The sequence below is a fragment of the Mycobacterium sp. IEC1808 genome (assembly GCF_002101935.1).
Classification (GTDB): domain Bacteria; phylum Actinomycetota; class Actinomycetes; order Mycobacteriales; family Mycobacteriaceae; genus Mycobacterium.
The window spans coordinates 236,768-263,362 of the sequence record NZ_LQPV01000005.1; the positions used below are offsets into that span (position 1 = coordinate 236,768).

The window sequence follows — 26,595 nt, forward strand, 5'->3', positions numbered from 1 at the left end:
ATGGTATTCTCACGCCAGTTAATGAGGATTAACTGAAATCAGGAGGCTGCTGCGGCGATGGACAAGGTGGTCACCTCACCTACGGCGGCTGCCGACGCCGTGGCCGACATAACCGACGGGTCGTCCCTGGCGGTCGGGGGATTCGGGTTCTGTGGCATCCCGGAGGCGCTGATCTCGGCGCTGGTCGACTCCGGCGTGCGCGACCTGGAGACGGTGTCCAACAATTGCGGCGGTTACGGTATCGGCCTGGAAGCGCTGTTGCACCACAAGCGAATTCGCCGGGCGGTCGCCTCCTACGTCGGTGACAATAAGGAATTCGCCCGCCAGTTCCTCGCCGGCGAGCTCGAGGTCGAGCTCACCCCGCAGGGCACTCTGGCGGAGCGGCTGCGCGCGGGCGGGATGGGAATCCCGGCCTTCTACACGCCCGCGGGGGTCGGCACCCCGGTCGCCGACGGCGGCCTGCCGTGGCGCTACGACGCTGCGGGTGGGGTGGCCGTGATGTCGCCGCCCAAGGAGACCCGTGAGTTCGACGGCGTCACCTACGTTCTGGAGCGCGCGATCCGCACCGACTTCGCCTTGGTGCACGCGTGGCAGGGCGACCGGCACGGCAACCTCGTCTACCGGGCGGCCGCCGCCAACTTCAACCCGGATTGCGCGACGGCCGGCAGGATCACCATCGCCGAGGTCGAACACCTCGTCGAGCCCGGGGAGATCGACCCGGCCGCGGTGCACACCCCGGGTGTCTTCGTGCACCGGGTTGTGCACGTGCCTGATCCCGGCAAGCCGATCGAGAAGGTGACGGTGCGCCCGTGAGCTGGACGAGGGAGGGCCTGGCCGCGCGGGTGGCCGCCGAATTCGAGGACGGCCAATACGTCAACCTCGGCATCGGCCTGCCCACCCTGATCCCGAACCACATCCCCGAGGGAGTCACAGTTGTCGTGCATTCGGAGAACGGGATACTCGGTGTCGGGCCGTATCCCAGGCCCGACGACGTCGACGCGGATCTGATCAACGCGGGCAAGGAAACGGTCACCACGATGCCGGGTGCGGCGTTCTTCGGCTCCTCGACCTCGTTCGGGATCATCCGCGGCGGGCACCTCGACGTCGCGGTGCTCGGCGCAATGCAGGTCTCGGCGACCGGCGACCTGGCCAACTGGATGATTCCGGGAAAGCTGGTCAAGGGCATGGGCGGCGCGATGGACCTGGTGCACGGCGCAAGCAAGGTGATCGTGATGATGGAACACACCGCCAAGGACGGCAGCCCGAAAGTCGTTGAGCGGTGCACCCTTCCGCTGACCGGCGTCGGCTGCGTCGACCGCATCATCACCGACCTCGCCGTCATCGACGTGCACGACGACGGCCTGCACCTCGTCGAGACCGCCCCCGAGGTCTCGGTCGACGAGGTGATCGCCAAAACCGAACCGCCCCTGAAACCGGCGACCACCGGGAGGCCCACATGAGCACCGCCGTCACCGCCGCGCCGTCGTTCGCCGACGAGCACCGGCGGCTGGTCGCCGAATTGAACGCCAAGCTGGCCGCCGCCGCGCTGGGCGGCAACGAACGCGCGCGGGAACGCCACGTCAGCCGCGGCAAGCTGCTGCCCCGCGAGCGGGTGGACCGCCTGCTCGACCCCGGCAGCCCGTTTTTGGAGCTGGCCCCACTGGCGGCCGGCGGCATGTACGACGACGAATCCCCGGGAGCCGGGATCATCACCGGGATCGGCCGGGTATCCGAGCGCGAGTGCGTGATCGTCGCCAACGACGCGACCGTCAAGGGCGGCACCTACTACCCGATGACGGTCAAAAAGCATCTGCGCGCGCAGGAAGTCGCGTTGCAGAATCGGCTGCCGTGCATCTACCTGGTCGACTCCGGCGGCGCCTTCCTGCCGCGCCAGGACGAGGTCTTTCCCGACCGCGAGCACTTCGGCCGGATCTTCTACAACCAGGCGACCATGAGCGCCAAGGGGATTCCGCAAGTGGCCGCGGTGTTGGGGTCGTGCACGGCGGGCGGCGCCTACGTGCCGGCGATGAGCGACGAGGCCGTCATCGTGCGCGAGCAGGGCACCATCTTTCTCGGCGGCCCGCCGTTGGTCAAAGCCGCCACCGGTGAGATCGTGTCGGCCGAGGAACTCGGCGGCGGCGACCTGCACTCGCGGGTCTCCGGCGTCACCGACCACCTCGCCGACGACGACGAGCACGCGCTGCGGATCGTCCGCTCGATCGCGGCCACGTTCGGGCCGCGTGAGCCCGCCCAGTGGGAGGTGCGACCGTCCGTCGAGCCCAGGCACGCGCAGACGGAGCTCTACGACGTGGTGCCACCGGATCCCCGCGTGCCCTACGACGTGCACGAGGTGATTGTGCGCCTGGTCGACGGCAGCGAATTCAGCGAATTCAAGGCCAATTACGGCAAGACGCTGGTGACGGCGTTCGCGCGCATCCAGGGCCATCCCGTGGGGATCGTCGCCAACAACGGCGTGCTGTTCAGCGAATCCGCCTTGAAGGGCGCACATTTCATCGAGCTGTGCGACAAGCGCAGGATTCCGCTGCTGTTTCTGCAGAACATCGCCGGGTTCATGGTTGGCCGCGACTACGAGGCCGGCGGCATCGCCAAGCACGGCGCCAAGATGGTCACGGCCGTGGCCTGCGCCCGGGTGCCCAAGCTGACCGTCGTCGTCGGCGGCTCCTACGGGGCGGGCAACTACTCGATGTGTGGACGCGCGTATTCGCCCCGCTTCCTGTGGATGTGGCCCAACGCCCGCATCTCGGTGATGGGCGGCGAGCAGGCCGCATCGGTGCTGGCGACGGTGCGCGGCGAGCAGCTCAGCGCCGCGGGCAAGCCGTGGTCGGCCGACGACGAGGAGGCGTTCAAGGCGCCCATCCGGGCGCAGTACGAGGACCAGGGCAACCCGTACTACTCGACGGCGCGATTGTGGGACGACGGCATCATCGACCCGGCCGACACCAGAACGATTCTTGGGCTTGCGCTTTCGGCGTGCGCCCATGCGCCGCTGGAACCGGTCTCCTACGGCGTCTTTCGGATGTGAGGCGATGTTCGACACCGTATTAGTGGCCAACCGCGGCGAGATCGCGGTGCGGGTGATCCGCACGTTGCGCCGGCTGGGCATCCGGTCGGTCGCCGTCTACAGCGACCCCGACGCCGGCGCGCGGCACGTGATCGAGGCCGACACGGCCGTGCGTCTGGGCCCCGCCGCGGCCCGCGAAAGCTATCTGGACATCGACAAGGTCGTCGACGCCGCGGTGCGCACCGGGGCCCAGGCGATTCACCCGGGCTACGGGTTCCTCTCGGAGAACGCGCATTTCGCCGCGGCCTGCGAACGCGCTGGGGTGGTGTTCCTGGGCCCACCGCCACGGGCGATCGAGGTGATGGGCGACAAGATCACCGCGAAGAACGCCGTGGCCGCCTTCGACGTTCCGGTGGTGCCCGGGGTGGCCAAGCCGGGCCTGACCGATGACGAGCTGGTTGCCGCCGCCGACGAGATCGGCTATCCGGTGTTGATCAAGCCGTCGGCCGGCGGCGGTGGCAAGGGCATGCGGCTGGTGGAGGAGCCCGCGCGGCTGCGCGAGGCGCTGGTAGGTGCGCGACGGGAGGCCGCCTCCTCGTTCGGCGAGGACACGCTGTTCCTGGAGCGGTTTGTGTTGCGGCCCAGGCATATCGAGGTGCAGGTGCTTGCCGACATCCACGGCAACGTGGTCCATCTTGGCGAGCGCGAGTGCAGCCTGCAGCGGCGCCACCAGAAGGTCATCGAGGAGGCGCCCTCGCCGCTGCTCGATCCCGCGACGCGGGCGCGGATCGGCGCCGCGGCCTGCAACACCGCCCGCAGCGTGGATTACGTCGGCGCCGGGACGGTGGAGTTCATCGTCTCCGCGGATCGTCCCGACGAGTTCTTCTTCATGGAGATGAACACCCGCCTGCAGGTGGAACATCCGGTCACCGAGGCGGTCACGGGCCTGGACCTGGTGGAGTGGCAGCTGCGGGTGGCCGCCGGCGAGAAGCTGGGTTTCGCCCAGGACGACATCGAACTGCGCGGGCACGCGATCGAGGCCCGCGTGTACGCCGAGGATCCCGCGCGCGGGTTCCTGCCCACCGGCGGCGAGGTGCTGGCGGTGTCCGAACCGTCGGGTGCCGGCGTGCGGGTGGACTCCTCGCTGCTGCCCGGCACGCTGGTCGGCAGCGACTACGACCCGATGCTGAGCAAGGTGATCGCCCACGGCGACGACCGCGCGGAGGCGCTCGCGAAACTCGATCGGGCACTGGGGCAAACCGTGATCCTCGGCGTCCAGACCAACGTCGAATTCCTCCGCTTCCTGCTGGCCGACGAGCGGGTGCGTGCCGGTGATCTGGACACCGCGCTGCTCGACGAGCGGCTGGCGGACTTCGCGCCGGCGCCGGCGCCCGACGACGTGCTCGCCGCAGGCGGGCTCTACCGCCAGTGGGCTTTGTCTGTCAAGGCCCTTCGGGCCTCGGGCAACCCGTGGGCGGTGCCGACGGGATGGCGGGTCGGCGGTGGCGCCGCGCCGGTGCGCACCGCGATGCGGACCCCGCTGCGCAGCGAGACGGTGTCGGTGTGGGGAACGCCCGAGGCCGCCCGGGTTAAGGTCGGCGAGGGCGAGATCGTTTCCGCCAGTGCCGAACTCGACGGCCCACGGATGAGCGCGACGCTGGGCGGGCGGCGCCGCGACTACTGGTGGGCCGAGGCCGACCGGCACCTGTGGATCGCCGACGAGCGCGGAACCTGGCACCTGCGCGAGGCCGAGGAACACAAGATTCACCGCGCGGCGGGCGAGCGGCCGGCCGAGGTTGTCAGCCCCATGCCCGGCAACGTGATCGCCGTGCAGGTCAGCTCCGGCGACGAGGTCTCCGAAGGCGACGTGATCGTCGTCGTCGAGGCGATGAAGATGGAACATTCTCTACCCGCACCGGTTTCGGGCCGAGCGGAGCTGCTGGTGTCGGTCGGCGATCAGGTGAAAGTCGATCAGGTACTGGCTCGAATTAAGGACGGATCATGACGACAACAATCACTGCGGGAACATTACCCAAGGAATACGAGGACCTTCGCGACACCGTCGCCGACTTCGCGCGGACCGTGGTCGCGCCGGTGTCCGCCAAACACGATGAGGAACACAGCTTCCCGTACGAGGTCGTCGCCAAGATGGCCGACATGGGCCTGTTTGGGCTGCCCTTTCCGGAGGAGTACGGCGGCATGGGCGGCGACTACTTCGCGCTGGCGCTGGCGCTCGAAGAACTCGGCAAGGTCGACCAGTCGGTGGCCATCACGCTGGAGGCCGGCGTCGGGCTCGGCGCGATGCCGATCTACCGGTTCGGCACCGAGGAACAGAAGCAGAAATGGCTGCCGGACCTGACCGCCGGCCGGGCGCTGGCCGGGTTCGGGCTGACCGAACCGGGTGCCGGCTCCGACGCGGGCGCCACCCGCACCACCGCCCGGCTCGACGACGGTGAGTGGGTGATCAACGGCAGCAAGCAATTCATCACCAACTCCGGCACCGACATCACGTCGCTGGTCACCGTCACCGCGGTCACCGGAACGCTCGCGGGCGACAAGAAGGAGATCTCGACGATCATCGTGCCCAGCGGCACACCGGGTTTCACCGTCGAACCGGTCTACAACAAGGTCGGCTGGAACGCGTCGGACACCCACCCGCTGAGCTTCGCCGACGCCCGCGTCCCCGAGGAGAACCTGTTGGGTGCCCGTGGGACCGGCTACGCGAACTTCCTGTCCATCCTGGACGAGGGCCGCATCGCGATCGCCGCGCTGGCGACCGGGGTCGCGCAGGGCTGCGTCGATGAAAGCGTCAAGTACGCCAAGGAACGTCAGTCGTTCGGCCAGCCGATCGGCTCCTACCAGGCGATCAGCTTCAAGATCGCGCGGATGGAAGCCCGCGCGCATGTGGCCCGCACGGCGTATTACGAGGCCGCCGCGAAGATGTTGGCGGGCAAGCCCTTCAAGAAGGAGGCGGCGATCGCGAAGATGATTTCCTCCGAGGCCGCGATGGACAACGCCCGCGACGCCACCCAGATTCACGGCGGCTACGGCTTCATGAACGAATATCCGGTGGCGCGCCACTATCGCGACAGCAAGATCCTCGAGATCGGTGAAGGCACTACGGAAGTGCAGCTGATGCTGATCGCGCGATCGCTGGGGCTGTCGTGACGCGCGCCGGCGACGATGCAGAGTGGAGCGATGAGGGAGAGCGGCGCTCATGACGGGACCCCGGTCGATCATCCAGCGGGGCTTGTGGTTTGAGGAGTTCGAGGTCGGCACGACCTACCTGCACCGGCCCGGTCGCACCGTCACCGAGGCCGACAACGTGTTGTTCACCACGCTGACGATGAACACCCAGTCGCTGCACCTGGATGCGGCGTGGGCGGCCGAGCAGCCGGGCTTCCGCGGCGAGCGGCTGGTGAACTCGATGTTCACCCTCTCCACGCTGGTGGGGCTGTCGGTGGCGCAGTTGACGCTCGGCACGATCGTCGCCAACCTCGGCTTCTCCGAGGTGTCGTTCCCCAAGCCCGTCTTCCACGGCGACACCCTGTACGCCGAGACCGTGTGCACCGACAAGCGCGAGTCGAAGAGCCGGCCCCGCGAGGGCATCGTCACCCTCGAGCACACGGGCCGCAACCAGCACGGCGACGTCGTGGCGCGGGCGGTGCGGACCACCCTGGTACAAAAGCGGCCGGACACAGAGGAGTCGTGATGGACCTGCGCGCCGCCGGGCCGGCCTGGTTGTTCTGCCCGGCCGACCGTCCCGAGCGTTTCGCCAAGGCCGCCGCCGCGGCCGACGTCGTGATCCTCGACCTCGAGGACGGCGTGGCCGAAGCCGACAAGGCCGCCGCCCGCAAGGCACTACGGGAAACCCCGCTGAACCCCGAGCGCACCGTGGTGCGGATCAACGCCGCCGGGACCGACGAGTACGCCCGCGACCTGGAGGCCCTGGCCGAGACCGCCTACACCACGGTGATGCTCTCCAAGACCGAATCGGCCGCGCAGGTCACCGCGCTGGCGCCGCGCGAGGTGGTCGCGCTGATCGAGACGCCGCGCGGCGCGGTGTTCGTCGCCGAGATCGCCGCGGCCGAGGGCACCGCGGCCGTGATGTGGGGTGCCGAGGACCTGGTTGCCACCCTCGGCGGCAGCTCCAGCCGGCTGGCCGACGGCACCTACCGCGACGTCGCCCGGCACGTGCGGTCGGCGGCACTGCTCGCGGCGTCCGCGTTCGGCCGGATCGCGCTCGACGCCGTCCATCTGGACATCCGCGACATCGAGGGCCTGCGGGCCGAGGCCGACGACGCCGTCGCCGTAGGTTTCGACGCCACCGTCTGCATCCACCCCAGCCAGGTCGCCGTCGTGCGCGAGGCCTACCGCCCCAGCGAGGAGAAGCTGGACTGGGCGCGACGAGTGCTGTCGGCAGCGCGCTCGGAGCGCGGCGTGTTCGCGTTCGAGGGCCAGATGGTCGACTCGCCGGTGCTCAAGCACGCGGAGATGTTGCTGCGGCGGGCGGGCGAGTCCGCGTCCGAGTAAAGCGCGACACGTTTTCGCCTCAGCCGTGATCAACGCGGTGTCTTCGTATTTGGTTGCATAATGGGGGATACGCCAGTCTCGCGGCGAGCGCAGGCTCTCGGGTAGCTGGCGATCGCCAAGGAGGCGGTATGACGGAATTCGCGCAGAAGCCGATGACCGTCGACCTCGAGCCGGTCCAGCTCATCGCCGCCGACGGCACGCCGACCGCCGAGCGCCGCTACGGCCGCGACCTTCCGCCGGAGACGCTGTGCTGGCTCTACGAGATGATGGTCGTGACTCGCGAGCTGGACACCGAGTTCGTTAACTTGAAGCGCCAAGGGCAACTGGCGCTGTTCGCGTCGTGCCGCGGCCAGGAAGCCGCCCAGGTCGGCGCCGCGGCCTGCCTGCGCAAGACCGACTGGCTGTTTCCGCAATACCGTGAGCTCGGCGCGTATCTGGTGCGCGGCATCCCGCCCGGGCATGTGGGGGCGGCGTGGCGGGGAACGTGGCATGGCGGCCTGGATTTCACCAAGAAATGCTGCGCCCCCATGTCGATCGCGATCGGCACCCAGACGCTGCACGCCGTCGGCGCGGCGATGGCCGCGCAACGCCTGGGGGAGGATTCGGTGACGGTGGCTTTCCTCGGCGACGGCGCCACCAGCGAGGGCGACGTGCATGAGGCGTTGAACTTCGCTGCCGTCTTCGCGACGCCGTGCGTGTTCTACGTGCAGAACAACCAGTGGGCGATCTCGGTTCCGGTGTCCAAGCAGACGGCCGCACCTTCTATCGCGCACAAGGCAATTGGCTACGGAATGCCGGGGATCCGGGTGGACGGCAACGACGTCCTGGCGTGCTACGCGGTGACGGCCGAGGCCGCCGCCCGGGCCCGGGCCGGTGGCGGCCCCACGTTGATCGAGGCGGTCACCTACCGGCTCGGCCCGCACACCACCGCCGACGACCCGAGCCGATACCGCACCCAGGACGAAGTGGACCGCTGGGCGGCGCTGGACCCGATCCCGCGCTACCGCACGTACTTACAGGGCCAGGGCCTGTGGTCGCAACGCCTGGAGGAGCGGGTCGCCGCGCGTGGCAAGCGGATGCGGTCCGAACTGCGCGACGCGGTGTTCGACGCGCCCGACGTCGACGTCGACGAGGTGTTCACCACGGTGTACGCCGAGATCACGCCCGGGCTGGAGGCGCAGCGCCAACAGCTGCGGGCCGAACTGGGGAGGCTCGAATGACCCAGCTCGCCGAGCCCCCGGGCCTGCCTGCCCTTGATGCGGCAACCGGAGCGCAACAGCTGACCATGGTGCAGGCGCTGAACCGCGCGCTGCACGACGCGATGGTCGCCGACGATCGCGTTCTGGTGTTCGGCGAGGACGTCTCCGTCGAAGGCGGGGTCTTCCGGGTGACCGAAGGGCTCGCCGAAACCTTCGGCGAGGGGCGGTGTTTCGACACGCCGCTGGCGGAGTCGGCCATCGTCGGCATCGCGGTCGGACTGGCGCTGCGCGGATTTGTCCCGGTGCCGGAGATCCAGTTCGACGGATTCTCCTACCCGGCCTTCGATCAGGTGGTCAGCCACCTGGCCAAGTACCGCACCCGCACCCGCGGCGAGATCAACATGCCCGTCACCGTCCGGATCCCGTCATTTGGCGGAATCGGTGCGGCCGAACACCATTCGGACTCCACCGAGTCCTACTGGGCGCACACCGCCGGCTTGAAGGTGGTGGTGCCGTCCAGCCCGGCCGACGCCTATTGGCTGCTTCGCCACGCGATCGCCTGCCCCGACCCGGTGATGTACCTGGAGCCGAAGCGGCGCTACCAGGGCCGCGACCTGGTCGACGTGAGCCGGCCGGAACCGCCGATCGGGCGGGCGATGGTGCGGCGCCCGGGCCGCGACGTGACCGTCATAACGTACGGCAGCCTGGTGAGCACCGCCGTGGCCGCCGCGGAAGACGCCCAGCGTCAACGCGATTGGAGCCTGGAGGTCATCGATCTGCGGTCACTGGTCCCGCTGGACTTCGACACGATCGCCGCGTCGATCCATCGGACCGGGCGCTGCGTGGTGTTGCACGAAGGACCGCGCAGCCTGGGCTACGGGGCCGGCCTGGCCGCCCGCATCCAGGAGGAGATGTTCTACGAGCTGGAGGCACCGGTGCTGCGCGCCTGTGGTTTTGACACGCCCTATCCGCCGGCCCGGTTGGAAAGGCTGTGGTTACCCGGCCCCGACCGGCTGCTGGACTGCGTCGAGCGCGTGCTGGGTCTGCCGTGAGCACCGACGAGCGCGTCAAGCCATTCCGGGTTCCCGACCTCGGCGAGGGGCTGGAAGAGGTGACGGTGTCGTGCTGGTACGTCACCGCCGGCGACGAGGTCGAGCTGAACCAGGTCTTGTGTTCGGTGGAGACCGCCAAGGCCGAGGTGGAAATCCCGAGCCCGTACGCCGGGCGAATCGTCGAGACCAACGGGGGCGAGGGCGATGTGCTCAAGGTCGGCGCGGTGCTGGTCCGCATCGACACCGCGGCCACCGCCACCAACGGTGAGGCCGCGGCGCCGACGTTGGTCGGCTACGGCGCCGACGCGGCCATCGACGCCAGCCGACGGGCCGCCCGGCCGCTCGCCGCCCCACCCGCGCGCAAGCTGGCCAAGGAACTCGCAGTCGACCTCGCCTCGATCCGACGCGATGCGGGTGAGATCATCACCCGGGCGGACGTGCTGGCGGCCGCCCAGGGGACGGGGACTGACATTCGGCCGGTTCGCGGCGTGCAGGCCCGGATGGCCGAGAAGATGGCGTTGTCGCACAAGGAAATCCCGGCCGCCACGGTCAGCGTCGAAGTCGATTGCAGCGCGCTGCTGCGGCTGCGCGACCGTTGTCGTCCCGCTCACCCGGAGATCACGCCGTTCGTGCTGACGCTGCGGCTTCTCGTTATTGCCCTGGGCCGCAACATCATCCTCAACTCGACCTGGGTCGACTCGCCCGAAGGCCCGCAGGTCCAGGTCCATCGCGGCGTGCATCTGGGGTTCGGCGTGGCCACCGAGCGGGGGCTGCTGGTCCCGGTGATCACCGACGCGCAGAACAAGACGACCCGCGAACTGGCCAGCAGGACAGCCGAATTGATTGCCGGCGCGCGGGAGGGCAGCCTGACACCCGCGGAGCTGCTCGGCTCGACGTTCACCGTGTCGAACTTCGGGGCGCTGGGCGTGGACGAGGGCGTGCCGGTGATCAACCATCCGGAGGCGGCGATCCTGGGCATGGGAGCGATCAGGCCACGCCCGGTGGTCGTCGGCGACGAAGTCGTCGTCCGCTCGACGATGAGCCTGACGTGCGTATTCGATCACCGCGTCGCCGATGGCGCCCAGGTGGCGCAATTCGTCCGCGAGCTAAGGGATCTGATCGAGGCGCCCGAGACCGCCCTGCTCGACCTCTAGGACGTCGGCGTCGGCGTCGGCGTCGGCGTCGCCGACGTCGAGGGGGTCTGTTCGATCTTTATCTGGTCGGTCTCGGTGTAGCCCGCCGGTCGGCCGCAGGCCGGCACGATGTAAGTGTGTTGAGCCGTTCCGGTGAGGGTGTTCGGATCCCACGTCATGTGCGAACTCGAACCGTACTGAGTGTAAGAACCGTCCGCGCAGCTGATGTTGTTGAGCGTGTCGAGCACCCATTGACCATCGACCAACCGCGCCTGGCTACCGCCCGCCCCCGCCTTGATGTAGATGCATCCGTCACCGCAAGAGTTGACGGTCCAGCTGGAGGTGAGGGTTCCACCGGAAGGCAGTGTCGCGGTCTCGGTGTAGCTGCCGTCCATGGTCGGCGTGTCAGCCCACGCCGTCCCGGCCACGCCGACGACTAAACCGGCGAACATAGCGGTTGCTGCCAACCCCCGTGCGATTGCCATGCTCTCGCTCCCGTCTGCACCCGATCACGCGCGTCGGGCGCTTTTGATGGTGTATCACAGGTTGCGTCCCGCCGCGATTTGAAAACCCGCCGCTTCGCGACAAATGCGCAGGCCAGCGCGGTGGCCGCCTGGCTGGTGTCGCGCCGGAGGCGGCGAAGGGGGAGAATCGTCTCCTCGCGTTTACCTGCGCCACTGCGGCGCAGCGCAACGGAAAAGGGGCGGGGAGCGCCATGAAGACACCGGCAGCGGCAGCGATTGCCATCGGCATGGCATTCGCAGCGACGCCGCTCGCTCATGCCGACGACCCGTGGATCGCCATGGCGATCTCGGACTCCACGGGGAAGATCAAGTTCACCACTGGGGGAAGCAGCCAATCCGACGCGGAGAAGACGGTGATGTCGGCATGTCGCAATACGATCAGCGACTGTCGCCTGTTGGCCAGCGGGCCGGGCGGGTGCGTGGCGATCGCCATGCCGCCGGCGCACACCAGATACTTCGGCGGCTGGGGTGCCACACGTGAGGACGCGGAGGCGGCCGCTGTGGCGAACTCCGCCGGCGGGACGGTTTTGAAGGACCACACCCATTGCGCGGGAGATCCCACCGGCTAGTGCTCAACCTGAAACTTAACTGACGGCGACGCCCCTCGGCGTGTGTCGCGGACGTGGTAGGCGGCTAACGGCGCCGCGCCGCGGCCAATCTGCTTGCGAATTCCGGCGATTGGATGGAGAACGCCTGCGGGCCGAGCTCCGTGCGCATGGCGAGGTCGTGCTGCTCGGTGTCCACCGATCCCGGGTTGATCGTGGCGCGCATGGTCGCCTTGGTCGCCAGCACCACGTCACGGGGAGCCTCCGCGGGACCCGCGGCCAGCTCCAGCGCCGCGGCGACGGGATCGTCGGCGACGGTGAGCGCCAACCCGTGCCGCACAGCGGATTCGGCGTCGAAGCGCATCCCGAACAACAGGGCAGCGCGCGCGACCTGGGGACCCACCGCGCGTTGCAGCATCCAGGTCGCGCCCCCGCCGGGGTGCAGGCCAAGCTTTTGGAAACGGGCGTCGAACAACGCGCCCGGCCCCGCGATGCGCACGTCGGCGGCCAACGCCAGGTTCAGGCCCGCGCCGACGGCCGCCCCGTTGACCGCGGCGATTGTGGGCAACCGGCAGTTGCCGACGGCCATGAAGCCGTCGTAGATGCGCCGCAGCCCCGATTCCGCCGCACCTGCACCGGCGGCGCCCAGGGCGCTGAGGTCGGCGCCGGCGCAAAACGCCTTGCCCGCGCCGGTGACCACGACGGCGTGCACGTCGGCATCGGCCTCGGCCCGCTCCACAGCCTCGCGCAGGAGCGCCGACATCTCGTCGGTGAAGGCGTTGCGCCGATCGGGGTCGTTGACGGTGATGAGCGCGACGCGGGCGTCGACGCTGTACAGGACGGGGTCGGACTGGCTCACCCGGATAACGGTACTTGGCGCGCTCACCGGCCCAAACGCCCGCCAAGGATCCATTGAGGATCCCTCAAGCCCTCCCGCCGATGCTCGGTTCACGAGAAACGAGCGATCCGGCGTCAGACGGGAGGAGCACCCATGCGCACCACGGAGGAGCAGAAAGCGAACAGGAAACTCGGATTCCTCCGGTTGGCGATGGTGTCTTCCGCCACCGCGCTCATCATCGCGATCGGTATGGCGGTCGCCTACTTCAACCTCCCGGCCGCGGGCCAACCGTGCTCCGTACGGAACACCACCTCCCGCGATGCCGCCGGACGCACTATGTGGTGCAACCCGACGACGGCGGCGGGCCACGACGCGGTCTGGCAGTACGCGCCGGGCGCTTAGCAACTAGGTGAAGTCGATCCGGACGGACACCGGCGTCGTCTCCAACGCCTTCACCATCTTGGCCGCCAGCCGTCCGAACTTGCGGGCGCGCGCGACGACGTCGTCGTCCGGCCGGAATGTCGCGACCCCGGTGCGCCACTGATTGCCCTGTCGCAGACGAACATTCGGGTTGTCGGCGATGTTCTTGCCCCAGCCGGACCGGCTGCCGTGCTGACAGATAACCCAAGCGCCGTCGTCGTCGAATTGGGCCGACACCGGAACGCGACGCGCCTGGCCGGTCTTGCGGCCGATGGTTTCCAGTTCGGTGGCCATGGCGGTGCGCACCCCGATCGCGCTCAGCCCCTTCACGGCCGGGTTGAGCAGATAGCGTCCGATCGCACGTTCCCTGCGGAACTTTCGCAGCGTCTTCTGCTCGTTGGTGCTCGTCATGGCGTTGAGGCTAGTAGACCGATTGGTATAGTTCAAGCCTTGGGTGCAACGAAAGGCGGCGAGATATGTCGGCGCGGGAGGCTCTCATCGCCAGCGTCACGGGATTGGTGCGACGGCGGGGAGTCGCCGGAACGGGCCTCAACGCGCTGCTGGAGGACAGCGGAGTCGCCCGCAGGACCGTCTACCTGAACTTTCCCGGCGGCAAGGCCGAGCTCGTCGCCGAAGCCACCCGCCTGGCGGGGGACGAGTTGACGGCGGTGATCCGGTCGGGGGACGACGGCGGCGATCCCGCCGAGGCGGTGCAGACCTTCATCGACGCGTGGAAGGCGCAGCTGACCGCGACGCAGCTCCAAGCGGGCTGCCCGATTGTGGCAGCCGTCCTGGGTCGCTCCGAGGCGCCGGCGGCCGCGGAGGCGGCCCGCGAGGCCTTTGGTGACTGGCAGACGATCCTCGCCGACCGGCTGGTGAGCTCCGGCGCCGATCGTGACAACGCACGCTCACTGGCGACCCTCACGGTCGCCGCCATCGAAGGCGCCGTCATCCTCGCGATCGCGACGCAGTCGACCGATGCGCTCGACGACGTCGGACGTCACCTGATCGAGGTCATGAGGCTGCACCTGCCCGCGTAGCAGCCGGGCGCCGAAGCGAAAACGCACGTGCTCAACCGCGCGCCAGCGGCTTTTCTGGGCTGGGCGGTTTCGCCGACGCCCCGTGCGTTCATCGGTATCGTCAAGCTGTGCTTGAGCATTCCATTCCCGAGGTCCTGCGGGAGCGTGCCAGCTCGCGGCCCAACGACCTGGCGTTCACCTATGTCGATTACGAGAACGACTGGGAGGGCGTTGCGGAAAGCCTGACGTGGTCACAGCTGTATCGCCGCACGCTGAACCTCGCACGGGAACTCAAAGCTTGCGGGTCTACCGGCGACCGCGCCGTCATCCTGGCGCCGCAGGGGCTCGAGTACGTCGTCGGCTTTCTCGGCGCGCTGCAGGCCGGTCAGATCGCGGTTCCGCTGTCGATGCCGGTGGGTGGCGCCAGCGACGAGCGGGTTAGCGCCGTCCTGCATGACGCGTCGCCTTCGACGATTCTGACCACATCCGCTGCTGTGGACATCATCGCCGAGTACGCGAAATCGGAGCCCGGAGCGCCATCGGTCGTCGAGGTCGATCGGCTGGATCTTGACTCGCGGCTTGCGGCCGGTGCGGACACCGGTGGCCAGACCAGCATCGCGCACCTGCAGTACACCTCCGGATCGACCCGCACTCCTGCGGGAGTCGTCGTCTCGCACAAGAACATTCAGGTCAACTGCGAGCAGATCATGAGCATGTACTACGAGGCGGACGGGGGAATGGCCCCGCCGGACACCACCGTGGTGTCGTGGCTGCCGTTGTTCCACGACATGGGGTTGATCCTGGGCATCGCCTTCCCGGTCCTGTGGGGATTCCCCACCGTGCTCACGAGCCCGCCGTCCTTCCTGCAGCGACCGGCGCGGTGGATGCAAATGCTGGGCGGCAACCCGCACGCCTTCTCGGCGGCACCCAACATCGCCTTCGAATTGGCGACGCGAAAGACGTCCGACGACGACCTGGCCGGGCTGGACCTCGGGGGCGTGCACACGATCCTGAATGGCGCCGAACGCGTGAACCCCCCGACGCTGTGGCGCTTCGCTGACCGGTTTGCCCGCTTCAACTTCCGCCCCGAGGCGTTGCGTCCCTCTTACGGACTTGCGGAAGCAACGCTCGTGGTGGCGACGCGCGAGGCGGGCCACCCGCCGGTGACCGTGTCTTTCGATTCGGAGCAGATGACCGCCGGACGCGGCGAGCGGTGCGCGGAGGGCGCCGGTATCCCGCTGGTCAGCTACGGCATGCCGAAGTGGCCGATCGTGCGGATCGTCGACCCCGAGACGAGCATGGAGTGCCCGGAGGGAACGGTCGGCGAGATCTGGACGATCGGCGAGAACGTTTGCTCGGGCTATTGGCAGAAACCCGAAGAGACAGAACGTGTTTTCGGCAGAACGATCGTCGGCGCGTCGGACGGCACACCGGAAGGGCCCTGGCTGCGGACGGGAGACGTCGGCTTCTACTCCGAAGGCGAGATGTTCATCGTCGGCCGGATCAAGGATCTCTTGATCGTCTACGGGCGCAACCATTCTCCCGACGACATCGAGGCGACGATCCAAGAGATCACCCGCGGCCGCTGCGTGGCGATCGCGGTTTCGGATGATGACGGTCCCGAGAAACTGGTCACAATCGTCGAACTCAAGCCCGGCGGCGATTCCGAAGAGGACGCGCAACGGTTGATCGCCACCCGGCGCGAAATCATCGCGGCCATCTCGAGGACGCACGAACTGAGCGTCGCGGATCTCGTACTGGTGCCCCCACATTCGATTCCCCTCACCACAAGCGGCAAGGTGAGGCGACGGGATTGCTCAAAGCTCTATCGGCAGGGCGCCTTCACCCGGTTGGACGCGCACATCGGCCCGTCAAAGCCGCGCGCGGTCGAGGACACCGCCGCGGACGCCGGGGCCGACTCGGGATTGGCCCAACGTGTTCGCACGCTAAGCCAGCAGCAACACGACTTGCTGGTGGGGATGGTCTGCGCGCAGGCGGCGACGGTGTTGGGGCGTCCGAGCCCGGACGACATCGACCCCGGGTCGGCGTTTCGGGACCTGGGTTTTGACTCGGTGAAAGCCACCGAATTGCTCGACCGGCTCAGGACCGAAACCGAGCTGCCGTTGCCGGCGACGCTGGCGTTCGACTATCCCACCCCCGACGAGTTGGCCGCCCACCTGGCCCAGCTGCTGATCGGGCCGGTCGCGGCCGCCTCGCCGGTGGAATCGCAGGTGGCGGTGGACGAGCCAATTGCGGTGGTGGGCATGGCATGTCGATTCCCGGGCGGGGTGGATTCGCCGGAGGCATTGTGGGATTTGGTGGCCACCGGCACCGACGCCGTCGGGGGTTTTCCGGCCGATCGGGGCTGGAATCTGGGGGAGTTGTTCGACCCCGATCCGGATGCGGTGGGCAAGACCTACACCCGCTCCGGGGGATTTTTGGCGGACGCGGCCGGTTTCGACGCGGAGTTCTTCGGGATCTCGGGACGCGAGGCCCAAACCATGGATCCCCAGCAGCGCCAGCTGCTGGAGGTGTGCTGGGAAGCGTTGGAAACGGCCCGAATTGACCCGGCCGGGTTGGTGCGTACGGAGACCGGCGTGTTCGTCGGCGCGTGGTCGCAATCCTACGGCGGGGGCGGCTCGGAAGGCGTGGAGGGCTACGCGCTTACCGGCCTGTCCCCAAGTGTGGCGTCCGGGCGAATCGCTTATGCGCTGGGGTTGCAGGGCCCCGCAATCACCGTTGACACCGCCTGTTCGTCGTCGTTGGTCGCCACGCATTTGGCGTGCCAGTCGCTGCGCAATGGGGAGTCGTCTCTTGCTCTGGCCGGGGGTGTCACGGTGATGACGACGCCGTCGGTGTTCACCGAGTTCGCCCGCCAGCGCGGGCTGGCGGCCGACGGGCGCTGTAAAGCGTTCTCCGCCAACGCCGATGGCACCGGCTGGGGCGAGGGCGCCGCGGTGCTGGTGCTGGAGCGGCTCAGCGATGCCCAGCGCAACAACCACCCGGTGCTGGCGGTGATCGCGGGCTCGGCGATCAACCAGGACGGCGCCTCCAACGGGTTGACGGCGCCCAATGGGCCCTCTCAACAACGCGTCATCACCCAGGCCGCGGCCAACGCGGGTGTCGCGCTGGATCAGGTCGATGTGGTCGAGGCGCACGGCACCGGCACGACTCTCGGCGACCCGATCGAGGCGGGCGCGCTGATCGCCACCTATGGGGCGGCCCGCTCGGCGGATCACCCGTTGTGGGTGGGCTCGATCAAGTCGAACATCGGTCACACCCAGGCCGCGGCCGGGGTGGCCGGGTTGATCAAGATGATCGAGGCGCTCAATCACGACAGCCTGCCGCCGACGTTGAATGTTGAGGCTCCGAGCCCGCACGTGGATTGGTCGGCGGGCACGGTTCGCCTTCTCACCGAAGCGATTCCGTGGCCGGTCACCGATCACCCCCGCACGGCGGCCGTGTCGTCGTTCGGGATCAGCGGCACCAACGCCCACGTGATCCTCCAAGCAGCACCCACCGCGCCCGTCGAGCCGGCCGAAGAACCCGAGGGTATTGACTTCGGACTGCGGATGTGGCCGGTGTCGGCGCGCACCCCCGCGGCGTTGCGCGCGCAGGCCGACCGGCTGCACCAACACCTGCTCGGTCATCCGGAACTGGATCTCGTCGACGTGGCCTACAGCCTTGGCGCCACCCGCACCCACTACCCATACCGCGCGGCGATCATCGGAACGGTCGACAGCGCCGATCCCCGCGAAGACCTGCTGGGCGCGTTAGACGCGTTGCGCGACGGCCACGTCCACCCGCAGCTCACTGAGCACCACTACCTGGCGCAGGTTCGCGGCAAGACGGTCTTCGTCCTGCCCGGCCAGGGCGGCCAATACCCCGGCATGGGCCGCGAGTTGTATCAACGCCATCCGGTGTTCGCGGCGATGGTCGATGACTGCGACGAGGCGCTGCGCCCGTTCACCGGCTGGTCGGTGCGCGAGGTCTTGTTGCAGGAGTCAGGCGCCCCGTCGCTGGATCGTGTCGATGTCGTTCAGCCGGTGCTCTTTACGATGATGGTCTCTTTGGCCGAGGTGCTGGGCTTTTACGGCGTCACCCCGGATGCGGTGATCGGACACTCGCAGGGCGAGATCGCCGCGGCGTATCTGGCCGGGGTGTTTTCCTTGCCCGAGGCGGCCCAGATTGTGGCGCGGCGCAGCCAGGCGCTGGGCGAACTGTGCGGTGCCGGCGCGATGGCGTCGGTGCTGCTGGGCGCCGAGCCACTCGAGCCCCTGCTCCAACCGTGGGGTGCGGCGCTGAGCATCTCGGCGATCAACGGCCCGTCGCACACCATCATCAGCGGCGAGCCTTCCGCGATGGAGCAGTTCAGCGCGGCCTGTGAGCGCGACGGCATCCAGTTCCGGGCGATTGCGGTGGATTACGCCTCGCACTGCGCGCAGGTCGAGGCGGTGCGCGAGCGGCTCCTGTCTGAGCTGGGCGAGCTGAACCCGGCCCTGGCGCGCGTCCCCCTGTATTCAACGGTGGGACAATCGGTTTCGGGTGATCCGTTGGACACCACCACGATGGATGCCGAGTACTGGTATCGCAACCTGCGTGAGCCGGTGCGCTTCCATGATCGGGTCCTCGAGCGGCTGGCCGCCGGCGAGTGCACGTTTGTCGAGCTGTCCCCGCATCCGGTGTTGGCGCCCGCGCTGGCCGACACGCTGGCGCAGAGCCCGGGGCGTGCCCAGTCGACGGTTGTCATCACGCTGCACCGGGAACGTCCGGACCACGACAGCCTGGCTATGGCGTTGGCGCAGTTGCACACTCACGGCCACAGCCCCTCATGGCAAGCGCTCTACCCCCACGCCCGCACCGTCGCGCTGCCCACCTACCCCTTCGACCACCGCCGCTACTGGCTCGCCCCCACGCCGCTCGATGACGCCGCTGCCCTAGGGCTGGACCGCGCCGAGCACCCCTTGCTGGGTGCGGTCGCCGAATTGGCCGACGAAGACCAGATCATGGTCAGCGGGCGGCTGTCGCCGGCCACCCAGGAGTGGCTGGGCGGGCACCGGGTCAACGACACCATCTTGTTCCCGGCGACGGGATTCATCGAAGTGATCCTGCGGGCCGGGGAGCTGGCCGGTGCCCCGATGATCGACGAGCTGATCCTGCACACCGCCCTGGTGTTGTCGGAGCAGGCGCCGACCGATCTGCAGGTCCTCGTGCACCCGCTCGACGAGCTGGGCCGACGCCCGTTCAGCGTGCACTCGCGCGCCGGCGGCCAGCTTCGTGCCGCGTGGACGCTGCACGCCAGCGGCGCGCTCACCGTCCGCCAGCCGGCCGCCGGTTCCCCGCCGCCGGCGTTGGGTGCGGAGGCGCTCGACCAGGACGACTTCTACGACCGGCTGGCTCAGCAGGGCTATAACTACGGCGGTTCGTTCCGGGCGGTTCGGGGCATCCGCACCGATGCGGCCCGACCCGACGTCGTCTACGCCGAGGTGGCGCTGCCCGCCGGCACGGAGGTCGCCGGTTACGGCATTCACCCGGCCCTGCTTGACGCGGCCCTGCACCCTTTGGCTTCCGTGCTGGACGGGAATGACTCGGGCTCGCCGCGGCTTCCGTACGCGTTCAACGGAATTGCTTTACATGCCACCGCGGCCACCGAGCTGCACGTGCACCTCACCCGGACCGGCGAGGACACGTTCACGTTGCACGCCACTGACCCCACCGGCGCTGCGGTGATCACCATCGGCGCGGTGACGTTGCGCGCGATGTCCGACCAGCTCGGCCGGCCCGCTTCGACGGCCGGGCTCTCCGAGAGCATGTTCGAGCTGACCTGGCCGTCGCTGTCCGACCTGCCCGGTGTGTCCGCGGATCAACCACCGGCATGGGCGGTGTGCACCGATTCACCCGAGCAGTTGCCGAATGGCCTGTCCCGCGGCACAATTCACGACGACCTGGCCACCTTGACCCCATGCCCGGAGCTGGTCATCTGGCCCCTACCGCGACCCACCGAAACCGATCCACTTCGCCGGGTGCACGCCCTGACCCGACATGCCTTGGCCCAGCTTCAGGGCTGGCTGACCCGTCCGGACAATGCCAACGCACATTTGGTGATCGTCACCCGCCTTGCGGTCAGCATCGGCGCCTATGACGCCGTCCCGGATCTGGCGCACGCCGCGGTCTGGGCGCTGATACACACCGCTCAGAACGAGCACGCCGGCCGGATCACCCTGATCGACACGGACGACACCCCAGCCACCGCCGCCACCCTGCTGGCCATCGTTTCGGTGCGACCGGCGGGCGAGCCGGAGCTGGCCGTGCGCCACGGCGTCGTGCACATCCCGCGCGTGGCCCGGATCCCAACCCTGACCCCACCCGACGCTCCCGACTGGCAGTTGGGCACCACCGGCAAAGGTGACCTGACCAACCTAACCCTGCTCCCCACCGATTCGCCAAATACCCTGGCGCCGGGGCAGATTCGCGTTCAGATCCGGGCCGCCGGGCTGAACTTCCGCGACGTGGTGGTGGCGTTGGGCGCCATCGCCGATGACGGGATGGGCAGCGAAGGCGCCGGGGTCGTCCTCGACGCGGCCCCCGGCGCATCGCTGCGTCCCGGTGACGCGGTGATGGGCCTCTTCCCGCACAACGCGTTCGCGCCCACCGCGATCGCCGACGAGCGCATGGTGGTGCACGTCCCGGACGGATGGTCGTTCACCCAGGCGGCATCCGCGCCGATCGTATTCCTCACCGCCTACGCGGCTTTGGTCGAGATCGCCGGGTTGTCGGCCGGCCAACGCGTGCTCATCCACGCCGGCGCCGGCGGCGTCGGTCAGGCCGCCATCCAGATCGCCCGCCACCTCGGTGCCGAGGTGTTCGCCACCGCCCATCCGAACAAACACCATGTGCTCAGGGGCCTGGGGCTCGACCCCGCGCACATCGCGTCGTCACGCACCCTGGATTTCGTCGACACCTTCAAGGCCGCCACCGATGGGCAGGGCATGGACGTCGTGCTCAACAGCCTGGCAGGGGAGTTCATCGACGCGTCGCTGCAATTGCTGCCCCGCGGAGGCAGTTTCGTCGAAATCGGCAAGACCGACATCCGCCGGGCCGACGACATCACCGCCTCCCATCCGGGAGTCGACTACCGGGTCTACGACCTATCCAGCGCACCGTCGGAAGCCCTGCAGCCCGCCTGGGCGGCGCTGACCGAAATGTTCGCCGCCGGCGTGCTCAAGCCGCTGCCCACCACGAGCTACGGCCTGCTGAACGCCCCGCAAGCCTTCCGCGACATGAGCCAAGCCCGCCACACCGGAAAGATCGTGCTGATCCCGCCCGCGGTATTGGATCCCCAAGGCACCGTGCTGATCACGGGCGGCACCGGGATGCTGGGCGCGCTGTTCGCCGAACACCTGATCACCCGCTACGGCGTCGAACATCTATTGCTGTTGTCTCGCAGCGGAATCGCCGCGCCCGGAGCCGGCGAACTGCAAGAGCGCCTGGCCGGGCTCGGCGCCCACGTCGCGATCGCCGCGTGCGACACCAGCGACCCCGCCGAGGTAGCCGCAGCACTCGGCACGGTCCCCGCCGAGCACCCGTTGACCGCGGTGATCCACGCCGCCGGCGTCCTCGACGACGCGCTGGTGACCGATTTGAGCCCCGAACAGCTCGATGCGGTGTTGGCCGCCAAGGCCGACGCGGCCTGGCACCTGCATCACCTCACCGCCGACCGCGACCTGGCCGCGTTCGTCCTGTTCTCCTCCGCCGCGGGCATCCTGGGCAGCGCCGGGCAGGCCAACTACGCGGCCGCCAACGCGTTCCTGGACGCGCTGGCCCGCCACCGGCATCACACCCAACGCCAGGCCACCAGCCTGGCCTGGGGCTATTGGCGAACCCCGTCCGGGATGACCGCCCACCTCAGCACCAGCGACCTGACCCGCCTGAGCAGCACCGGGCTCACCCCCATCACCAACGAGCGTGGCCTGGCGCTCTTCGACGCCGCGCTCACCAGTCAGCCGACCAACCTGCTGGCCAGCCCGTTCAACACCGGCGCACTGGCCCGCCAGGCGCGCAACGGCACGCTGGACCCGATCCTGTCCGCCCTGACCACCAGCCGTCGCCAGGCCGCCACCGCCAGCCCGCGCACCCTGGCCGCCACGCTGGCCACCCAAACGCCGCAACAACGGCTGGACACCCTCACCGCGATGGTCACCGCCACCACGGCAGCCGTGTTGGCCCACCCCGACCCGGCCGCACTCGATCCCGACAGTCCCTTCAAAGAACTCGGCATTGACTCGCTGACGGCCCTGGAACTGCGCAACACGGTGAACCAACGCACCGGCCTCGCCCTGCCCGCAACGCTGGCCTTCGACCACCCCACCCCGGCGAAGCTCGCCGGACACCTCGCGGAGCTACTCACCGACGCCGTCGCGCCCGCCGCCCCGGCGGCTCAGGTCGCGACGCGTGGCGACGAGCCGGTGGACAACCGGCTGGCATACCTGGACCAGGCGGCGTTCCTCGCGCTGCGCGCCGTTCACGGCGCGCTGATTCAGGTCACCTGGATTTACGACCGCGCCATCGACGTCGAGGGGCTAAAGCGTTTTCACCGCAACCTTGGCCGCGGGTTGTTGGGACGCCGGATCGAACGGTCCACGTTGCCATTCGCGCGCGATCGCTGGGTGCAGGCACCGCCGCCGGAGGAGATCGACTTTGCCGCGACGCCACGTCCGCGTACCCAGGTGAACGCGTGGGCCGACGAGCGGGCCCGCCTGCCCATCGACCCGGAGTGGGGGCCGGCCTGGCACCTCGGCGTGCTTCCGCTCGAGGACGGCGGCACCGCGGTAAGCCTGGTGGCCTCGCACACGATCGTCGACGCAATCGCGTTCGGCCAGGCGATAGAAGACGCCGCCGAGGGCAGGACGCGCGATCTGGGCTATCCCCCCGCGGGATCGCGCACCCTCGGGCGGGCGGTGCGTGAGGATCTGCGGCAAACCGTTAAGGACCTGCCGGACATAGGGCACGCGTTGGCCGCGGTGGCGCGCCGGGCGCGGCGTGACCGCAAGGAGCTGAACTCGTCGATCAAGGCGGCACCACCGTCGCCGAGGACGTCGGTCGACGACCGGCCGGTAGAGGTGCCCGCCGTCACGGCATACATTGACCTTGCCGAATGGGATGCCCGCGCGAAAAGCCTTGCGGTAAGCAGTAATTCACTGGTGGCGGGAATCGCCTGCCGGCTCGCGGTGAGGATGGGCCGCGTTCAGGACGACGGGACCGTCACCCTGCGTTTCATGGTGACGCTGCGGACCGAAGGCGATACCCGTGGCAACGCGCTCACCAGTGTCGACGTCCCGGTCGACCCGACGCACGCGACGACGAATCTCGCCGATATGCAGGCCAAGATCACGCAAACGATCCTCGAGGCGATGGAGGACCCCGACAACGAGTGGCTGGCGCCGCTGCCGCTGGCCGCGTTGACGCCGGTATGGGCGGCCAGGAAGGTCGCGGGGATGGCGACGGGGGGCTCCACCCTGCCGGTCACGTGCTCCAACGTCGGTGACCTGTCCCCATCGGCGAATCGGCCCGACGGCACCGACGCCGATTATGCGTACATGCGAAACCTCGAGCCCGATATGAAGAAAAGCATGCTCGAGGCGATGGGCGGACAACTGTTCCTGGGTTCGGGTCGGGGCAGCGGCAAGATGTTCATCAGAATCTCTGCCTATATTCTCGGGCGGTCGAACACCAAAGATGAGCTGCGGGAGAGCGTCTCGCACACCTTCGCCGAATTCGACCTGAACGCAGAGATCGACTGCTAATCGCGGCGCGTCCGGGCCGTTGTAACCGATTGCGTAGCGGCTTTCGGTGTCAACGGAATCTCTGTTGCCTTGTACCGCAAGGTGTTTGAGCTGATCCGGCCCGGCTCAGAAAATCGGGTATTTACGGCGGAATCGCGGTGATTTATTATGAACGGATTGGTTAACAAACGATGAACAAATGGTGAACGGATTCAAGGTATAGCAGCGTTGGCACGTGCACCGTGAAACCGGAGGGGCGGCGCACGTGCGTGGTGTACATGGCAATTCGCCCGTCACGCGACGGCCCGACCAGAACGGAAATCCCTCCTATGTTCACCGGCCCCACCGGCCGCTCCGGTGCCCTGATTACCGCCGTTGCGGTGCTAACTGGAGCTGCAATTGTGCGCGGCGGCGCGGCTATTGCTGACCCGAGCCAAGACGACCGGTTCCTGGCACTGCTCGATCAACAAGGCATCCCCGCACTCCGTGGCGTCCCGAGCCTCATCGAAACGGGCCATGACGTGTGCCGCACGCTCGACGCCGGCATGCCGGCGGCCGGCTTGGTGGACGCGATGGTCAACAATGCGGTTGGCATCGACCCGGGCGAGCGCGATTTCGACCTCGGCCGCCTCGCGCGCACCGAGGCGCGCTTCATCACCGCCGCGGTCGGGGCCTACTGTCCCTACGATCGGGGCAAAATCGCTTCCCTCAGAACCAATCCCAGCGGGTGGGAAGAGTCCGCGCAGCGGGTCACACGGCCGGCGGTCGACTTGCGGAGCGATCTTCGGGAGTTGCCCGTGGCGGTCCCGTCCGGAGAGATCGACGATCCCAATCCGCCGCAACTTCCGGTACCGCCACCGCAAGCAGCGCAGATCCAGACGCCACGGCAGCCGATAGCGGCGCCGTCCGCACCAAAGCACCCGCCTCCCCCGCCGCAAACCGCGAAGTCCCCGCCACAGCAGCCGCCGTCGCCACCGCAGCAGATGGAGCCCGCAGGGGGTCCGCAGCCGGGCGGCGCCGGAGGCAGCGGCGGCGGCGGTAGCGCGGGCGGCGGCAACGGCGGTGGTAGCCCTGGCGGAAATGGTGGCGGGGTCCCCGCGGATCCGTCGCCGGGCTTTGTCCGGCTCGCGCCGTGAGAGCTGAATGCCTTGCGCTACAACGGTTGTGGCTAGAGGTGACTCGCCACGAAACTCGCTGCCTGACCGGGCATCCCGGAATTCTGATACGACAAGTGCTCCGGGGAGAACACCTGGTCGTGCGAGGGCAGCGACAGGCCGCCCCCAGAACACACCGGATCGCCGGGCGCGCACACGTCGATGGCCTTGGCCCCGTACCACGGGCTGGCCTCGTTCATGGGCCCTACAACCCTGTCGGCCATATTCCCGAACACGGCGACGGCGGCCACGTGGGCTGCCTCGTCGGCCGACAGCGTGTCGGCGTTGAAGCCAGCGATCGACGCTCGGGCGATGGTGATCAGATCGATCACCATCGCGCCTTGGGAATATCCGCCGAGCACCAGCTTGGTGTTGGGACAGGTCGCGACCATGGATTGAACGTGCGCCTTCGCGTCGACGGCGCCGGCGGATGCGGACGGGGGCCAATCCTCGGTGGCCGGGTAGTTGACGGCATACACCCCAAGGGACCGACCGCCGACCTGCGAACGTAGCGAGTCGATAAAAGCCTGCCCGACGCCGCCGACGCCCGGCGGCTCATCGGTGCCGCGGGCGAATGTCACCTCGACGTCGGGGCAGGGTGCGGCCGAGGCGGCTGGAGCGAGGATCGGTGCGCCCAGGAGCGCCGCCCCGGTCGTCACCACCGCGGAAACAAGCAAACGAGCCAATTGGCGTGCGTTCACGATTCCAATGCTGACATATCGGGATCGAAGCGTTCCGCCCGCATCGCACCACCGGATGGCACGCCCGGGGACTCACCGGCCGACGGCCGCGAAATTACTCCCGAATTTCGACCTCGATGCGTTTTGCCGCCGGCGCGCCGTTGGGCACCGGCACCGAGACCGCGAGGATGCCCTTTTCGTAGGTGGCGTGGACGTCATCGACGTCGGCCCCGGCGGGCAGCGGAACGGAGCGCGCGAAGGCCCCATAGCTGAATTCGGACCGACCGTGGGATTCGACGGCCTGGCTGCGCACGGCCTTGATGGTCAGCATCCCGTCGTGCACGGTGATGTCGATGTCCTTCGCGGGGTCGACGCCTGGGATCTCGGCGCGAACCTCGTAGCGGCCGTCGTGCAACTCGTCCTCGACCCGCAGCAGGTTGCGGTCGAAAAGCGGGCGCAGGCCCGACAATAGGGGGGTGCCGCTGAAGAGCTCGGTGAGATCGGGCATCAGGGTTCTGGTTTGACGCTGGACCGGCAGAGTTGCCATGGATTCTCCTGAAATCGTTGCATCTCTTTCGATTTCGATCGAACCACTGTGCAGCCGCCGGTGCTAGACGGGGGCCGCCGAAGTTGCCGAGAGGTTCATTGCGCGTTCAACCGGTCGGTCCCGGACGCCGGCCAAGGTGCACAACGG

20 protein-coding genes are annotated in these 26,595 nt (G+C 68.6%); 15 read left to right on the plus strand and 5 right to left on the minus strand.

Translation table 11 applies throughout. From position 1 onward, the window contains the following. The first annotated feature begins 57 nt into the window (after nucleotides 1-57). The 10 genes from AWB92_RS02300 (at nucleotide 58) to AWB92_RS02345 (ending at nucleotide 10,960) form a co-directional block, all read left to right on the plus strand. On the plus strand, nucleotides 58-813 hold the full coding sequence (locus AWB92_RS02300) for a CoA transferase subunit A (RefSeq protein ID WP_085183878.1): 756 nt from the start codon (nucleotides 58-60) through the stop codon (nucleotides 811-813). Then, nucleotides 810-1,460, plus strand: a complete 651-nt coding sequence (locus AWB92_RS02305) for a CoA transferase subunit B (RefSeq protein ID WP_085183879.1) — start codon at nucleotides 810-812, stop codon at nucleotides 1,458-1,460. The genes AWB92_RS02300 and AWB92_RS02305 overlap by 4 nt, the downstream gene beginning before the upstream one ends. Beyond that, on the plus strand, nucleotides 1,457-3,043 hold the full coding sequence (locus AWB92_RS02310) for a carboxyl transferase domain-containing protein (protein WP_085183880.1): 1,587 nt from the start codon (nucleotides 1,457-1,459) through the stop codon (nucleotides 3,041-3,043). Before AWB92_RS02305 ends, AWB92_RS02310 begins: the two co-directional genes overlap by 4 nt. Before the next feature lie 4 nt (nucleotides 3,044-3,047). After that, complete coding sequence (locus AWB92_RS02315) at nucleotides 3,048-5,027, plus strand: acetyl/propionyl/methylcrotonyl-CoA carboxylase subunit alpha (RefSeq protein WP_085183881.1); 1,980 nt, start codon at nucleotides 3,048-3,050, stop codon at nucleotides 5,025-5,027. Continuing rightward, nucleotides 5,024-6,190, plus strand: a complete 1,167-nt coding sequence (locus AWB92_RS02320; protein WP_085183882.1) for an acyl-CoA dehydrogenase family protein — start codon at nucleotides 5,024-5,026, stop codon at nucleotides 6,188-6,190. The genes AWB92_RS02315 and AWB92_RS02320 overlap by 4 nt, the downstream gene beginning before the upstream one ends. Nucleotides 6,191-6,239: 49 nt before the next feature. Beyond that, nucleotides 6,240-6,734: a MaoC family dehydratase gene (locus AWB92_RS02325; protein WP_085183883.1), complete on the plus strand. Its 495-nt coding sequence runs from the start codon at nucleotides 6,240-6,242 to the stop codon at nucleotides 6,732-6,734. Further along, on the plus strand, nucleotides 6,734-7,555 hold the full coding sequence (locus tag AWB92_RS02330) for a CoA ester lyase (protein WP_085183884.1): 822 nt from the start codon (nucleotides 6,734-6,736) through the stop codon (nucleotides 7,553-7,555). The genes AWB92_RS02325 and AWB92_RS02330 overlap by 1 nt, the downstream gene beginning before the upstream one ends. 128 nt (nucleotides 7,556-7,683) lie before the next feature. Continuing rightward, complete coding sequence (gene pdhA, locus AWB92_RS02335; protein ID WP_085183885.1) at nucleotides 7,684-8,775, plus strand: pyruvate dehydrogenase (acetyl-transferring) E1 component subunit alpha; 1,092 nt, start codon at nucleotides 7,684-7,686, stop codon at nucleotides 8,773-8,775. Then, complete coding sequence (gene bkdB, locus AWB92_RS02340) at nucleotides 8,772-9,806, plus strand: 3-methyl-2-oxobutanoate dehydrogenase subunit beta (protein WP_085183886.1); 1,035 nt, start codon at nucleotides 8,772-8,774, stop codon at nucleotides 9,804-9,806. Before pdhA ends, bkdB begins: the two co-directional genes overlap by 4 nt. Further along, entirely contained in the window at nucleotides 9,803-10,960 is a 1,158-nt protein-coding gene (locus AWB92_RS02345; RefSeq protein ID WP_085183887.1) for a dihydrolipoamide acetyltransferase family protein, read from the plus strand. The genes bkdB and AWB92_RS02345 overlap by 4 nt, the downstream gene beginning before the upstream one ends. Here the strand turns inward: AWB92_RS02345 and AWB92_RS02350 are convergent. Further along, complete coding sequence (locus tag AWB92_RS02350) at nucleotides 10,957-11,391, minus strand: hypothetical protein (RefSeq protein ID WP_085183888.1); 435 nt, start codon at nucleotides 11,389-11,391, stop codon at nucleotides 10,957-10,959. The genes AWB92_RS02345 and AWB92_RS02350 overlap by 4 nt on opposite strands. Before the next feature lie 263 nt (nucleotides 11,392-11,654). Here AWB92_RS02350 and AWB92_RS02355 point away from each other — a divergent pair, with 263 nt between their 5' ends. Then, nucleotides 11,655-12,032: a DUF4189 domain-containing protein gene (locus AWB92_RS02355; protein WP_081665089.1), complete on the plus strand. Its 378-nt coding sequence runs from the start codon at nucleotides 11,655-11,657 to the stop codon at nucleotides 12,030-12,032. Nucleotides 12,033-12,096: 64 nt separating this feature from the next. Here AWB92_RS02355 and AWB92_RS02360 read toward each other — a convergent pair whose 3' ends face one another. Then, complete coding sequence (locus tag AWB92_RS02360; RefSeq protein WP_085183889.1) at nucleotides 12,097-12,867, minus strand: enoyl-CoA hydratase; 771 nt, start codon at nucleotides 12,865-12,867, stop codon at nucleotides 12,097-12,099. 132 nt (nucleotides 12,868-12,999) lie between these two features. On the opposite strand from AWB92_RS02360, the gene AWB92_RS02365 reads away from it, so the two are divergent. Next, nucleotides 13,000-13,248: a hypothetical protein gene (locus AWB92_RS02365; RefSeq protein WP_085183890.1), complete on the plus strand. Its 249-nt coding sequence runs from the start codon at nucleotides 13,000-13,002 to the stop codon at nucleotides 13,246-13,248. A gap of 3 nt (nucleotides 13,249-13,251) precedes the next feature. Here AWB92_RS02365 and AWB92_RS02370 read toward each other — a convergent pair whose 3' ends face one another. After that, nucleotides 13,252-13,677, minus strand: coding sequence for a nitroreductase/quinone reductase family protein (locus AWB92_RS02370; RefSeq protein WP_085183891.1), 426 nt, complete (start codon nucleotides 13,675-13,677; stop codon nucleotides 13,252-13,254). Between the two features lie 65 nt (nucleotides 13,678-13,742). On the opposite strand from AWB92_RS02370, the gene AWB92_RS02375 reads away from it, so the two are divergent. The 3 genes from AWB92_RS02375 to AWB92_RS02385 all read left to right on the plus strand — a co-directional run bounded on the left by AWB92_RS02375 (nucleotide 13,743) and on the right by AWB92_RS02385 (nucleotide 25,203). Next, on the plus strand, nucleotides 13,743-14,306 hold the full coding sequence (locus AWB92_RS02375; protein WP_068178279.1) for a TetR family transcriptional regulator: 564 nt from the start codon (nucleotides 13,743-13,745) through the stop codon (nucleotides 14,304-14,306). A 107-nt stretch (nucleotides 14,307-14,413) separates the two neighbouring features. Beyond that, nucleotides 14,414-24,088, plus strand: a complete 9,675-nt coding sequence (locus AWB92_RS02380) for a type I polyketide synthase (protein ID WP_085183892.1) — start codon at nucleotides 14,414-14,416, stop codon at nucleotides 24,086-24,088. Nucleotides 24,089-24,396: 308 nt separating this feature from the next. Then, the gene (locus AWB92_RS02385; protein WP_085183893.1) at nucleotides 24,397-25,203 is read left to right on the plus strand and encodes a DUF732 domain-containing protein; all 807 of its coding nucleotides are present in this window, start codon (nucleotides 24,397-24,399) and stop codon (nucleotides 25,201-25,203) included. Between the two features lie 32 nt (nucleotides 25,204-25,235). Here the strand turns inward: AWB92_RS02385 and AWB92_RS02390 are convergent, their stop codons facing one another. Then, entirely contained in the window at nucleotides 25,236-25,922 is a 687-nt protein-coding gene (locus AWB92_RS02390) for a cutinase family protein (RefSeq protein ID WP_173817328.1), read from the minus strand. 94 nt (nucleotides 25,923-26,016) lie between these two features. Beyond that, entirely contained in the window at nucleotides 26,017-26,448 is a 432-nt protein-coding gene (locus AWB92_RS02395; protein WP_085183894.1) for an Hsp20/alpha crystallin family protein, read from the minus strand. Between the last annotated feature and the right edge of the window lie 147 nt (nucleotides 26,449-26,595).

Bases quoted from the DNA above. Each gene is read 5' to 3' on its own strand.
- AWB92_RS02385 (WP_085183893.1), top strand. From the start codon at position 24,397: ATGTTCACCGGCCCCACCGGCCGCTCCGGTGCCCTGATTACCGCCGTT.
- AWB92_RS02300 (WP_085183878.1), top strand. From the start codon at position 58: ATGGACAAGGTGGTCACCTCACCTACGGCGGCTGCCGACGCCGTGGCC.
- AWB92_RS02375 (WP_068178279.1), top strand. From the start codon at position 13,743: ATGTCGGCGCGGGAGGCTCTCATCGCCAGCGTCACGGGATTGGTGCGA.
- AWB92_RS02370 (WP_085183891.1), bottom strand. From the start codon at position 13,677: ATGACGAGCACCAACGAGCAGAAGACGCTGCGAAAGTTCCGCAGGGAA.
- AWB92_RS02310 (WP_085183880.1), top strand. From the start codon at position 1,457: ATGAGCACCGCCGTCACCGCCGCGCCGTCGTTCGCCGACGAGCACCGG.
- AWB92_RS02320 (WP_085183882.1), top strand. From the start codon at position 5,024: ATGACGACAACAATCACTGCGGGAACATTACCCAAGGAATACGAGGAC.
- AWB92_RS02330 (WP_085183884.1), top strand. From the start codon at position 6,734: ATGGACCTGCGCGCCGCCGGGCCGGCCTGGTTGTTCTGCCCGGCCGAC.
- AWB92_RS02355 (WP_081665089.1), top strand. From the start codon at position 11,655: ATGAAGACACCGGCAGCGGCAGCGATTGCCATCGGCATGGCATTCGCA.
- AWB92_RS02325 (WP_085183883.1), top strand. From the start codon at position 6,240: ATGACGGGACCCCGGTCGATCATCCAGCGGGGCTTGTGGTTTGAGGAG.
- pdhA (WP_085183885.1), top strand. From the start codon at position 7,684: ATGACGGAATTCGCGCAGAAGCCGATGACCGTCGACCTCGAGCCGGTC.
- bkdB (WP_085183886.1), top strand. From the start codon at position 8,772: ATGACCCAGCTCGCCGAGCCCCCGGGCCTGCCTGCCCTTGATGCGGCA.
- AWB92_RS02315 (WP_085183881.1), top strand. From the start codon at position 3,048: ATGTTCGACACCGTATTAGTGGCCAACCGCGGCGAGATCGCGGTGCGG.
- AWB92_RS02350 (WP_085183888.1), bottom strand. From the start codon at position 11,391: ATGTTCGCCGGTTTAGTCGTCGGCGTGGCCGGGACGGCGTGGGCTGAC.
- AWB92_RS02365 (WP_085183890.1), top strand. From the start codon at position 13,000: ATGCGCACCACGGAGGAGCAGAAAGCGAACAGGAAACTCGGATTCCTC.
- AWB92_RS02395 (WP_085183894.1), bottom strand. From the start codon at position 26,448: ATGGCAACTCTGCCGGTCCAGCGTCAAACCAGAACCCTGATGCCCGAT.